Annotated in this window: 5 protein-coding genes, 2 tRNA genes and 1 pseudogene; 4 read left to right on the forward strand and 4 right to left on the reverse strand. The window is 74.2% G+C overall.

What is annotated here, in order from left to right; translation table 11 throughout:
• Positions 1–366: 366 nt before the first annotated feature.
• Positions 367–558: pseudogene (locus B124_RS25710) on the forward strand (ABC transporter permease); the annotation flags it as partial.
• Between the two features lie 36 nt (positions 559–594).
• On the opposite strand, the gene B124_RS25715 reads toward B124_RS25710, so the two are convergent.
• Positions 595–2,121, reverse strand: a complete 1,527-nt coding sequence (locus tag B124_RS25715; protein ID WP_496505334.1) for an MFS transporter — start codon at positions 2,119–2,121, stop codon at positions 595–597.
• A 145-nt stretch (positions 2,122–2,266) separates the two neighbouring features.
• On the opposite strand from B124_RS25715, the gene B124_RS25720 reads away from it, so the two are divergent.
• Positions 2,267–5,269, forward strand: coding sequence for a helix-turn-helix transcriptional regulator (locus B124_RS25720; RefSeq protein WP_496505335.1), 3,003 nt, complete (start codon positions 2,267–2,269; stop codon positions 5,267–5,269).
• Between the two features lie 255 nt (positions 5,270–5,524).
• Here B124_RS25720 and B124_RS25725 read toward each other — a convergent pair.
• The 3 genes from B124_RS25725 to B124_RS25735 all read right to left on the reverse strand — a co-directional run bounded on the left by B124_RS25725 (position 5,525) and on the right by B124_RS25735 (position 6,744).
• A tRNA-Phe gene (locus B124_RS25725) sits at positions 5,525–5,598 on the reverse strand.
• A gap of 54 nt (positions 5,599–5,652) precedes the next feature.
• A tRNA-Asp gene (locus B124_RS25730) sits at positions 5,653–5,730 on the reverse strand.
• Positions 5,731–5,859: 129 nt separating this feature from the next.
• Positions 5,860–6,744: an amidohydrolase family protein gene (locus B124_RS25735; RefSeq protein WP_496505336.1), complete on the reverse strand. Its 885-nt coding sequence runs from the start codon at positions 6,742–6,744 to the stop codon at positions 5,860–5,862.
• 180 nt (positions 6,745–6,924) lie between these two features.
• On the opposite strand from B124_RS25735, the gene B124_RS25740 reads away from it, so the two are divergent.
• Both B124_RS25740 and B124_RS25745 read left to right on the forward strand, forming a co-directional pair.
• Complete coding sequence (locus tag B124_RS25740) at positions 6,925–9,006, forward strand: ATP-binding SpoIIE family protein phosphatase (protein ID WP_496505337.1); 2,082 nt, start codon at positions 6,925–6,927, stop codon at positions 9,004–9,006.
• A gap of 238 nt (positions 9,007–9,244) precedes the next feature.
• The gene (locus B124_RS25745; protein WP_496505338.1) at positions 9,245–12,625 is read left to right on the forward strand and encodes a S8 family peptidase; all 3,381 of its coding nucleotides are present in this window, start codon (positions 9,245–9,247) and stop codon (positions 12,623–12,625) included.
• The last annotated feature ends 139 nt before the right edge of the window (positions 12,626–12,764 follow it).

Below are 12,764 nucleotides of genomic sequence, written 5' to 3' on the forward strand. Positions count from 1 at the left end.
TAAATCACACCAAGCTCGTCATTTGTGGCGGAGAGCGAGGGGCGGCGCGAGGGTGGTGCCGCCGGGCGCCGGGGGCGTGCGGGCTCGCGTTCCCGCGCCGGCTCTCCCTCCCGCTCCCCCTCCCGCTCCCCCTCCCGGGCGCGGGTGCTGCCGGTGCACGTCCGCCCGCGCCCCCGGCTCCGCCGCCGTGTCCCGCGCCGGCGCCCGGCCCCGCGGCCCATACCGGAGCGGATCCGCGCGTTCCGCTCCGGGCCGTTCCTGACACCGGTGGTGCTGGTGCTGCTGCTGGCCGCCTCCGCGGGGCTCTTCGCCGGTTCGTACACCGCGGCGATCGGCGAACCCGACGCCGCACAACCCGCCGGTCGCCGCTGGCTGCCGCCGGGCGCGTCGGCCAACGCCCAGCACACGGCGGTGTACTTCGCGGGGCACCAGCACCCGTTCCCGTACCTGGTGCTGACGGGGTGGGCGGTCGCCGCCACGGCGGTCTTCTGGACCTGGCGCCGCGGGCACCCGGGCGGGCGGGACCCGGTCCCGGTGGAGGGGGCGACGCGGCCGTAGCGCGGCGGCACCGGCCCGCTCCGCCGGGGGCGGGTGTCAGGCGAGGTGGACCAGGTCGGACCGGACGGGTCCGGTGGTGGCGGTGTGCGGCTTGGTGCGGTCGGGGCGGGGGGTGTTCATCAGCGCCGCGACCGCCGCCGCCGCCACGAGCAGGACGACGGACACCACCGCGTACGCCGAGGCGAAGCCCTCGACCAGGCCCGCCTTGACGAACTCCGGCACCGGCCCGCCCGCGGCCCGGCGCTCCTCGATCGCGCCGGGGTCCGGCACCCGGTCGGCGATGTAGTCGGTGGTGGCGCTGGTGGCGACGGTGTTGAGCAGCGCGGTGCCGATGGAGCCGCCGATCTGCTGCGAGGTGTTGACCGTGGCCGAGGCGATGCCGGCCTCCTCCTCGCGGACGCCGTGGGTGGCGTAGTTGATGGCCGGGGCCATCACCAGGCCCATCCCGACGCCGACGAGCAGTTGCGCCGGCAGCACCCCGGCGGCGTAGGAGGTGTCGACCTCGAGCGTGGCCAGCCAGCCGGTGCCGGCCGCGGCGAGCAGCAGGCCGGGCACCAGCAGCGCCCGCGGCGCGACGATCGGCAGCAGCCTGCTGGCCAGCCCGCCGGCGCCGAACAGCACCCCCGCGGTCATCGGCAGGAACGCCACCCCGGTCTTCAGCGCCGAGTAGCCCATGACGATCTGCATGTAGTACGTGAGGAACAGGAACATGGCGAACATCCCGACCGTGGCCACCGCGATGCCCAAAAACGCGCTCCCCCGGGCCCGGCTGAGCACCACACGCAGCGGCAGCAGCGGCGCGGCGGCGTTCCGCTCGTACAGCACGAACCCGGTGAGCAGCACCACCCCCAGGAAGAGCAGGCCGAGCACCAGCGCCGAGCCCCAGCCCTCGGACTCCGCCTCACTGCACCCGTAGACGACCGCGACCAGACCGGTCACCGCGAGCAGCGCGCCGGGCACGTCGATCCGCTGCCGCGCCTGCGCCCGGCTGTCGGCGGGCAGCACCCACCAGCCGGCCGCCGCCAGCACCGCGATGGGCACGTTCACGTACAGGCACCAGCGCCAGTCCAGGTACTCGGTCAGCACCCCGCCCGTGACCAGGCCGATCGCGCCGCCGCCCGCGGCGATCGCGCCGAAGATGCCGAACGCGTGGGCGCGTTCACGCTGATCGGTGAAGCTCGTCGTCAGGAGCGACAGCGCCGCCGGCGCGAGCAGTGCGGCGAACGCCCCCTGTGCGGCCCGCGCCCCCAGCAGCATGCCGAAGCCGGTCGCCGCGCCCCCGAGCGCAGAAGCGGCGGCGAAACCGAGGAGCCCCGTCACAAACGCCCGGCGCCGCCCGGTGTAGTCGGCGATTCGCCCGCCGAGGAGCAGCAGGCCGCCGAAGGCCAGCGTGTACGCGGTGATCACCCACTGCCGGTCCCCGTCGGAGATCTCCAGGTCCGTCTGGGCGGACGGCAGCGCGATGTTCACGATCGTGACATCAAGAACAATCATGAGCTGCGCCAGCCCGATGAAGGCCAGCGCAAGCCAACGCCGCGGGTTGGCTTCTGTTGTTGCGGACATGGTCTGCTCCCAGGGCAGTGGCCGGTTGTCGGCTTCCCAGCCTGTCGGGGACAGGGCGGCCCGGCATCGGGAGAGTTCCCCGGTTATCGCCTTAGAAGGAGTACGCGGGGGGACGCAGGGCGGTGCGTGTGCGATCCTCGGTCGGGTGAAGAACCGGTTCGTCAGTCCCGTGTTCGTCGGTCGGAAAGAGCAGCTCAACGCGCTGCGGTCGGCCCTACGGCAGGCCGATGCGGGCGAGTCGCAGGTGCGCCTCGTTGGCGGTGAGGCCGGGATCGGCAAGACCCGTCTGGTGCAGGAGTTCCAGCGGGAGGCGCGGCAGTGCGGCGCCGTCGTCGCCGTGGGCGCCTGCCTGGACCAGGGCGCGGCCGGGCTGCCATTCGCTCCCTTCGTCGCCGTACTGCGTGCGCTGCACCGCGAGTTCGGCCCCGCGCTGGCGGCGCACGCCGCGGGCATGGAGGGCGACCTGGCCCGGCTGCTGCCCGAGCTCGGCGAGATCGCGCCCGAGGGCCGTACCCGCCTGTTCGAGACGACGGCCCGGCTGCTGGAGCGGCTGGCCGCCGACCGCACCGTCGTCGTAGTGCTGGAGGATCTGCACTGGGCGGACCGGTCCACGCGCGATCTGCTCGGCTATCTCGTACGGGCCATGCTGCCCGCCCGGCTGCTGGTGCTGGCGACGTTCCGCTCCGACGCGGTGCACCGGAGGCACCCGCTCCGGGCCTTCCTCGGCGAACTGGACCGGCTCCGTGGCGCCGTACAGCACGTCGACCTCGCCCCGCTCGCCCGGGACGAAGTGCTCGCCCAGCTCGTCGGCATCCACGGCGACGCGGCGCCCGCGCCCACGCCCGCCGCCGCGCAGGAGGTCTACCGGCGCTCCGAGGGCAACCCCTTCTTCGTCGAGGAGCTGAGCCTCAGCGCGGCGGCCGGCCACGGGATGAGCGATTCGCTGCGGGACCTGCTGCTGGTCCGGGTGGAGTCGCTGCCGCAGGCCGCGCGGGAGGTGGTGCGTACGGCCGCCCTCGACGCCGTCGTCGAGCACGAGCTGCTGGCCGCCGTCGCCGGCCTCGACGAGGACGAGCTGCTGGCCGGGCTGCGGGAGGCGGTCGGCGCCCGCATCCTCATGCCGGCCCGCTCCCCGGGAGGTTCCCCGGGTGCCGACGGCTACGGCTTCCGCCACGCGCTCCTGCGCGAGGCCGTGCTCGACGATCTGCTGCCGGGCGACCGCCGGCGGCTCGGCCGCCGCTACGCGGAGTCGCTCACGGCCGACGCCACGCTCGTCGGCAGCGAGGAGCGGGCCGTGCGTCTCGCCCGCTACTGGTACCACGCGCGCGAGCCGGCCCGGGCGCTGCCCGCGCTGCTCGACGCGCTCGCGGAGACGCGCGGGCGGCACGTCTACGACGCCCAACTGGACCTGCTGGAGCAGGTGATCGAACTCTGGGACCGGGTGCCGGAGGAGCAGCGGCGCGGCCTCGTGTGGCGGGGCTCGCTGGAGTCGTACCCGGTGCGCGCAGAGCCGGGCCTGCACCTGGTCGACCTCCTCGCGGAGGCCGCGCGCGCGGCCCTCCTGGGCTGGGCCGGAGAGCGCGGACTCGCCTTCGTCCGGCAGGCGGAGCGGCTGCTGGATGAGCGTGAGGACCCGCTGCGGGCCGCCTGGTTCTGGATGGAGTGCTCGCGGCTGACCGCCTTCTCGGACCGCGGCGACGGCGCCGCCGAGCTGGCCCGCGCCCACGACCTCGTACGCGACACGCCGCCGTCGCCCACCCACGCGGACGTCCTGCACTACCTCGCCTCCCGGCAACGGCTGCACGACGCCGACGAGAACACCGTGGCGCTCGCCGCCCGCGCCGTCGAGCTGGCCCGGGCCACCGGGGCCACCGACCTGGAACTCAACGCGCGCGCCACCCTGGCGCACGTACGCGCGCAGCTGGGCGACACCGAGACGGCCATCGCCGAGCTGTACGAGCTGCGCGAGGCCGCCACCCGCGCCGACGCGCCCCGGCTGCTCGGCCGGGTGAACATCAACCTGACCGACGCGCTGCACAAACTCGGCCGGGCGGCCGAGGCCGTCGAGGCCGGCCTGGCGGGAGTCGAGGAGCTGAGCCGCCGGCGGCTCTACGGCGCCGCCTCCTTCACCGCCGCGAACGTGGCGGAGTCCCTGTTCCACCTGGGCGAGTGGGACCGGGCGGGGACGCTGGTCGAACAGTGGCGCGACAGCGCGACCTCCCGGGGCTACGCGTCCCTGCACCTGGTCGCCGCGCGCACCGCCGCCGCCCGCGGCGCGTACGACACGGTTCCCGCACTGCTGGCCGACGCCCGGCAGCAGGTGAGCCGGCTGGGCGAGCCGCAGTTCGAGCTGCCACTGGCGGTGGTGGAGCTGGACACCGCCGCCGGTCAGGGCCGGTACGCCGAGGCGTTCGCGGTGCTGCGGACCACGCTGGCGTCCCTGCCGCTGCCCGGTCAGGACTGGTATGTCACGCAGCTTCTGATCTCCGGCGCCCGGCTGGTGGGGGACACCGCGGGCCTGCCCCGGCTCGACGCCGCGGAGCGCCGGGACGTGGCCGACCGGCTGGCCGAGGCGGCGGCGGGGCTGGCTCCGACCTGGCCGGCGCTCCCGCCGTGGCTGGCCGCCGAACTCGCCCGCGCCCGGCAGCAGGACGACCCCGCCCTGTGGGCCCGGGCGGCCGGCGCCGTCGAACCGTACGGCTGCCCGCACGCCCTGGCGCGTATCCGGTGCCAGTGGGCGGAGGCGCTGCTCGCCGGCAGCGGGGACGATGCGCGCGAGCAGGCGGCGGAGCTGCTGGCGCAGGCGCACGCGGAGGCCGTACGCCTCGGCGCGAGACCGCTGCAGGAGGACGCCGAACTCCTCGCCGGCCGGGCCCGTATCGCCCTGTCCACCGGCGCCGACGGCGCCCCCGCGGCGCACGACCCGCTGGCCGGATTCGGCCTGACCGCCCGGGAGCACGACGTGCTGCGGCTGGTCGCGGCGGGACGCAGCAACCGGCAGATCGCCGAGGAACTGTTCATCTCCCCGAAGACGGCGAGTGTCCACGTCTCGAACATGATGGCCAAGCTCGGCGCCGCCAGCCGCGGAGAGGCGGCGGCGATCGCCCACCGGATGCGCCTGTTCCCGGAGCCGGCGGGGGAGCACTAGAGCATGGCCGGCTACCGCCCCCGGCCTCGCCGCGCTCGCCACCGACCTGTCGACGGGCCGCTGGCAGCGCCGCCACGCCGACCTCCTCACCCGGGACAGCATCGACGCCGGCTACCGCCTCCTGACCGCCGGCGCCTGACCGTTCTGGACGAGAAGCGACGGGCCCTCCGGAGTTGGCGTACCGGTTGGCGTAAGCGGGCACGAGAATGCCCCCTCCGCGATCTTGGAGGGGGCATTTTTGCTGCTCACACCAGGTGGCTGGGGCCGGGGTCGAACCGGCGACCTTCCGCTTTTCAGGCGGACGCTCGTACCAACTGAGCTACCCAGCCCGATGGCTGGGGACCGGGGTCCCCAGTCGGGTGGCCCTCAGGCGTGCCTGAGGGTGGCGGTCCTGACGGGATTTGAACCCGCGGCCTCCACCTTGACAGGGTGGCGAGCACTCCAAACTGCTCCACAGGACCAGGCTTGCGCGAGCCCTAGTCTCGCACAGAGTGTTGCGTGATCCCTACCGGGATTCTCCGTCGTCGGCTACGGGCCGTGACGTCGCTGGATCAGCGTAGCAGAACCCCCGCCGCGTCCCCTAAACGAAGCTACAGCCCGAAGAGGCGGGCCGCGTTGTCGTGGCAGACCGCGCGGAGCCAGTCCTCGCCGAGGTCCTGCGTCGTCAGCGCGTCCAGGGCGTCCGCGTACGGGTACGGGATGTTCGGGAAGTCCGTGCCCAGGAGGATGCGGTCCCGGAGGGCGGCCAGGCGGGGGCGGGCGTGGGGTGGGAACGGGGCTGCGGATTCGGTGAAGGGGGTGAACGCCATCGTCGTGTCGAGCATGACGTCCTCGTGGCGCTCCGCCAGGGTCAGGAAGTCCTCGTACTCCGGCATTCCCAGGTGCGCCACGATCAGCCGCAGCCGCGGGTGCCGCTTCAGCAGGGCGGCGATCGGGGCCGGGCCGGTGTGGGGGCCGGGGACCGGGCCGGAGCCGCAGTGGGTGACGACCGGGAGGGCGGTGTCCGCGAGGAGGGACCAGGTCTCGTCGAGCACGGGGTCGTTCGGGTCGTACGCGCCGACCTGCAGGTGGCACTTGAACACCCGCGCCCCCTGCGCCATCGCGCGCCGTACGTCGTCGGCCGCGCTCGGCTCGGCGAAGAACGTCGCCGTGTGCAGGCAGTCCGGGGTGCGGGCGGCGAAGTCGGCGGACCAGTCGTTGAGCCACCGGGCCATGCCCGGCTTGTGCGGGTAGAGCATCGAGGTGAAGGCGCGCACCCCGAAGCCGCGCAGCAGCGCCACCCGCTCGGCCTCCTCCTGCCGGTACGCGACCGGCCACCGGCGGCCGACCAGCGGGCCGGCGGCGTCGAAGTACGCCCACACCTTCGCCAGCACCCGCTGCGGCATGAAGTGGGTGTGGATGTCTATCAGGTGCGTGAGGCCGAGCGCGCGGCGGAACGCCGCCACCCGGTCACGTTCGGTATCGGTGCTGGTCACAGGGGGATTCTCCCGGTTCGGCTCGCGCGGTGTCGAGAACGTGGCTGCGCCGATCGTCCACCAGCCGGGCGGCGGGTCCGGCCCGGTCCGGCCCGCGGTCTGCCGCCGCGGCGCCCCGTCCGGGTGTGAGGAAGGCCGCAAAGTGCCGCACTTACTTTGTCAGAGCATAAAATGTGGACAATGCGGACGGAAGAGGTCCTATCCGGGCTGGGTACGGGCGTCTGGCGCTGGGCGGCGCACACCGACCGGGTGGTGCTGGATGCGCAGGCCGCCCGGCTGCTCGGGCTGTCGCGCGTCGAGGTCACCGTCCACGCCTCCGCGGTGCGCGCCCGGCTGCACGGCGCCGACTTCATCGAGCTGAAGGGCATCCTCGACCTCGCCCTCGCCGAGGGCACCCTCGCGGAGGGCCGGCTGCGCGTCATCGACTCCCAGGGCGGCGTCGTCCGGGTGGTGCGCTGCCGGATGCGGGCGCTGGAGTCGGTGCCCGAGGAGCAGACCCACATCGTCGGCACCGTCCAGGAGATCATCGACGCGCCCGCGGGGCCCGGCGAGGGGCCGCGGGGGACCAGCGACTGGCGGCTGTCGCGCGAGGCGTTCCTGCTCTCCGCCGGCCGTGCGCTCGCCGAGGCGCGCTCGACCGGCCAGGTGCTGCGGGTGGCGGCGTCCCTGTCGATGCCCGGCTTCTCGCCGGACGCGATGGCGGTGTTCGCGGTCGAGGGCGACGACCTGGTCCTCATCGGCCACCACGGCTACCGCCCCGAGGAGGCCGAGCTGTTCCTCTCCGTCGGGCTGGACGTCGCCTTCCCCGCCTCGGAGGCGGCGCGCACCGGCCGCGCCGTGTACCTCTCCGGCCGCGAGGAGTACGCGCGCAGCTTCCCCGGGGCGTGGGGGTACGCCAGGCCCTCAAGACACCAGTCGTGGGCGTTTCTGCCGCTGGCGGCGGAGGGGCGGACGGTCGGGGCGTGGGGGGCGGCGTTCGAGGACCTGGTGCCGTTCACGCCGGACGAGCGGTCGGTGCTGACGACGGTGGCGCGGATGCTGGGGCAGGCGCTGTCGGACGCGCACGTGCACGAGTCGGAGCGGGAGCTGGCGGAGGGGCTCCAGCGCAGCATGATGCCGACGGTCGCGCGCGTCCCCGGCTTCGACGTGGCGGCGCGGTACGTCCCCTCCGGCGGCGGGCTGCGGATCGGCGGCGACTGGTTCGACGTCTTCGCGCTGCCCTCCGGGCAGACGGCCCTGGTCATCGGGGACGTGCAGGGGCACGACGTACGGGCCGCGGGGCTGATGAGCCAGCTCCGTATCGCCATCCGCGCGTACGCTTCCGAGGGCCACCGCCCGGACGCCGTGCTGGCCCGCGCCTCCGCCTTCCTCAACCGGATCAACGAGCGGCAGGCCGCCGACCCCGCCGACGCCCGCTTCGCCACCTGCCTGTACGTCCAGGCCGACCCGGCGACCGCCACGCTGACCGTGGCCCGCGCCGGCCACCTCGACCCCGCGGTGGTGCTGCCGGACGGGACGCTGATCATCCACCCCAGCGCGGGCGGCCTGCCGCTGGGCATCGAGGACCACGCGGTGTACCCGCTGTCCGAGCACAAGATCGATCCGGACGGGACCATGCTCCTGTGCACCGACGGCCTCGTCGAGACCGGCGGCCACGACCTGTACAGCGGGCAGGCCCGGCTCGCCGCCGCGTTCGCGGGGACGCTCGGCGCGGGTCTGGAGACGGTGGCCGACGCGCTCGTGGACACGGTCACCGGCTCCGGTGCGTACGCCACCCGCGGGCCGCACTCCGGGCGCAGCCAGGACGACATCGCGTTCGTCCTGCTGCGCACCGAGGGGGCGGCGCGGCGGGCGCACCCGGAGTCGGAGCGGCACATGTACATGGCCGTGCCGCAGTCCGAGCAGCAGCGCATCTCCGACGCCCGGCACCAGTTGCGCGGCATGCTCCACGACTGGGCGGCGCCGGACCAGATCGACGCGGCGGAGCTGGCGCTCTCGGAGATGATCGCGAACGTCATGATGCACACGGACAGCACCGCCAACGTGCTGGCGGACCTGACGGGGCCGCCGGGGCAGCGCGTGCTGCGCATGACGATCGCCGACGCTGACGGCAACCTTCCGCACCGCCGGCACCCGGGCGAGATGGCGTCCTCCGGCCGCGGGGTGCTGCTGCTGCAGGAGCTGTGCGACACCTGGGGCGTGGAGCCGCGGGGGGACGGCAAGGCGATCTGGGCCGAGTTCCGCGAGGGCGAGGAGCAGTGAGCCCGTCGGTACGCAACACACCGGCGCGCAGCGCCAGATGTGCCGCCGAACAGAGCTGAACAAAACAGCGGCCTGAACAACTTCCCCCAGCACCCCCTGACCTGCGCCCCTGCCCCTCCGCCCGGAAAACCCGCAAACCGGAGGGAACCACTTCGTGCCGTTCGGCGGAATCATTTGTGCGAAGGAGGGGCGGGGACACCAGTGACTCCTGGCCCCTCGAGTCACAGGGAGGGGTTCAGTGCGCAGACACATCAAGAGGGCGGGAACCGCCGCCTTAGCAGCCGCCGCGGCGACGGCGCTCACCGCGGGCCTCACGGCCGCGCCCGCGGCCGGATCAGCCGGGCCCGCCGGATCGGCCGGCGCGGACGGGGCGGCGGACGGGGGGACCAGCCCGGCGGCGTACGCGCAGCAGGACGGCACCTGGGTGACGCTGATCACCGGTGACCGGGTACGGGTCGGCGCCGACGGCAAGGTCGCGGCGATCGACCGCGGGCCGGGCCGCGCGGAGATACCCGTGAGCACCTTCGCGACGGAGGGCCACACCTACGTCGTCCCGCGCGACGCCACCGCGCTCGTCGCCGACGGCACGCTGGACCGCCGGCTGTTCGACGTCACGCTCCAGTCCCGCCCCGAGTACATACGCCAGCAGCGCGCGGGCCTGAAGCTCATCGTCGACTACCGCGGCAAGGAGCCCGAGGCGCGGAACCGGCTGCACGCCGCCGACGGCACCGACGTCGAGCACCGCTTCCCGCGGCTCAACGCCGAGGCCACCACCACCGCCAAGGGCGACGCCGCCGCGGCCTGGAAGGCGCTGACCCGCGCGCCGGGCGGCGACGGCGCCGAGGCGCTGGCCGCCGAGTCCGGCGTCAAGCGCGTCTGGCTGGACGGCGTGCGCCGCGCCAGCCTGGACGTCAGCGTGCCGCAGATCGGCGCACCGGGCGCCTGGGACGCCGGCTACCGGGGCGACGGCGTGAAGATCGCCGTCCTGGACACCGGCGTCGACGAGACCCACCCGGACCTCGCGGGCCAGGTCGTCGCCAGCGAGAACTTCACGCCCGCGCGCGACGCCGAGGACCGCTACGGCCACGGCACCCACGTCGCCTCCATCGCGGCCGGTACGGGCGCTGCCTCCCCGGGGGCAGACGGCGCGTTCACCGGTGTCGCCCCCGGTGCGAAGCTGCTCGCCGGCAAGGTGCTCGACGACGACGGCTACGGCGACGACTCCGGCATCCTCGCCGGCTTCGAGTGGGCCGTCGAGCAGGACGCCGACATCGTCAACCTCAGCCTCGGCGGCGCCGACAGCCCGGAGACCGACCCGCTGGAGGAGGCCGTCAACCGGATCTCCGCCGAGGAGGGCGTGCTGTTCGCGGTCGCCGCCGGCAACGAGGGCTCCGGCGCCCGTACCGTCTCCTCGCCCGGCTCCGCCGACGCCGCGCTCACCGTGGGCGCGGTCGGCCCGAACGGCGGCCTGGCGGGCTTCTCCTCGCGCGGCCCGCGGCTCGGCGACAGCGCCGTCAAGCCCGACGTCACCGCCCCCGGCGTGGCGATCACCGCGGCTGCCGCGCCCGGCAGCGTCATCGAGCAGGAGGTCGGCCAGAACCCCCCCGGTTATCTGACGATCGACGGTACGTCGATGGCGACCCCGCACGTCGCGGGCGCCGCCGCGCTGCTGGCGCAGCAGCACCCGGACTGGACCGGCGCGCAGCTCAAGGCCGCGCTGTCCGCTTCCGCCAAGCCCGCCGCCAAGCGCGGCGCGTTCGGCCAGGGCGCCGGGCTCATCGCCTCGGACCAGGCGGTGGGTCAGTCGGTGGTGACCGAGCCGGCGTCGCTGAGCTTCGGCCGGCAGGAGTGGCCGCACCAGGACGACGAGCCGGTGACGAAGCCGATCACGTACCGGAACCTGGGCGATCAGGACGTGACGCTGTCGCTGTCGACGGCCACCGTGCAGCCGGGCGGCGCCGCCGCGCCCGAGGGGATGTTCACCCTCGGCGCCGACGAGGTCACCGTCCCGGCCGGCGGCACCGCCGAGGTGTCCGTGACCGCCGACACCCGCCTCGGGTCCGCCGACGGCGCGTACTCGGTGTACGTCACCGCGACCGGCGGCGGCCAGCGCGTCGTCACCCCGGGCGGGGTGGAGCGCGAGGGGGAGATGTACGACGTCGCCGTCGACTTCCTCGGCCGCGACGGGCAGCCGAGCCCGAACGGCTTCGCGCTGCTGGCCGGCATGGAGGAGAGCACCGCGGAGGTCTTCGCCGTCGTCGACAGCTCCACCGCCACCGTGCGCGTGCCGAAGGGCCGTTACATGCTCTACGGCGACATGGCGGCGTACGGGGGCGAGGAAGGCGAGGACCTGGCCGAGTACGACCAGATCACCCAGCCGCGCCTGGACGTCACCGGGGACACCACCGTCACCCTGGACGCCAGGACCGCCGAGCCGGTCAACGTGACCGTCCCGGACGAGGCCGCCGAGCGCACCACCGTCGACCTCTCGCTGCTGGTCTCCACGCCCGACGCGGGCATGGGCATCGGCACCGGCGTGCCCGGCGACGCCGACGTGCGCACCGCGCACCTCGGCCCCGAGACGGCGCCCGGCGAGCTGTTCCAGCAGGTGTACGTGCAGTTCGCGAACCCCGCGGCGCGCACCGACTACGCCACCGTCTACAGCCAGGCCAACCGCACCACCATGTGGAACGGCCTCAACCGGGCCACCCCGCAGAGCGAGTTCGCGGAGATCGACGTCACGCTCGGCACCTCCGCGGCCGACCGGCGCGGCGCGCTGGCCGCGACGCCGTGGATCGGCGGCACGTCGGGCGCCTCGGTCATGGACCGGGAGATCCCGTACGCGGGCACGCTCTTCGTCCGCGGCGGTGACCGCATCTCCTGGGCCCTGGACTACTACCAGTTCGGCGAGGAGTGGGAGGACGTCGCCTACTACGCGCCCGAGCGCACCTACGCCCCGGGCAGCACGCACGAGGAGTCCTTCAACGCCGCCGTGGTCGGCCCGATCCTCACCGAGGACATCGGCGTCTACCGCGAGGGGGACACGATCGACGCCCTCCTGCCGGTCTATCTCGACGACCCGGCGCACACCGGCTACTCGGCGTACGAGAACGCGGACACCACGCTGTACCGCAACGGCGAGAAGCTGGAGTCGGTGGCCGACATCCCGATCGGCACGCAGTTCACGGTGCCGGCGGGCAGCGCCGACTACAAGCTCACCACCTCCTCCACCCGCCCGGCCACGGTCGCGCGGACGTCCACGAAGGTCACCGCCACCTGGACCTTCTCCTCCGCCAGGACGGACGGCCTGGAGAAGCTGCCGTTCTCCGTGGTGCGCTACTCGCCGACGCTGTCGGCGCAGAGCAGCTCCAACGCGGGGGCGACGAAGAAGGTCCCGGTCAAGGTGCTGGGCGCGGCGGCGGGCGGCAACCTGAAGTCGCTGACCGTGTGGGCCTCCACCGACGGGGGCGCCACCTGGCAGGAACGGCCCGTGCAGGACGGCAAGGTGACCGTGGTCAACCCGGCCGCGGGCAAGACCGTGTCGTTCAAGGCGAAGGCCGTGGACAAACAGGGCAACAGCGTCCAGATGCGGATCTTCGACGCCTACCGCGCGCGGTGACCGCGAGCGGTCCGTACCGTACGCGAACGGCCGCTGACCCGCGTACGTACGCGACCGGGCGCTGACCCGCGCACGAGACGCGCACGAGATGCGCACGAGACGCGCACGAGACGACGGCCCCTGGTCCGCACGCCGGACC

This window comes from Streptomyces sp. CNP082, from assembly GCF_059570535.1.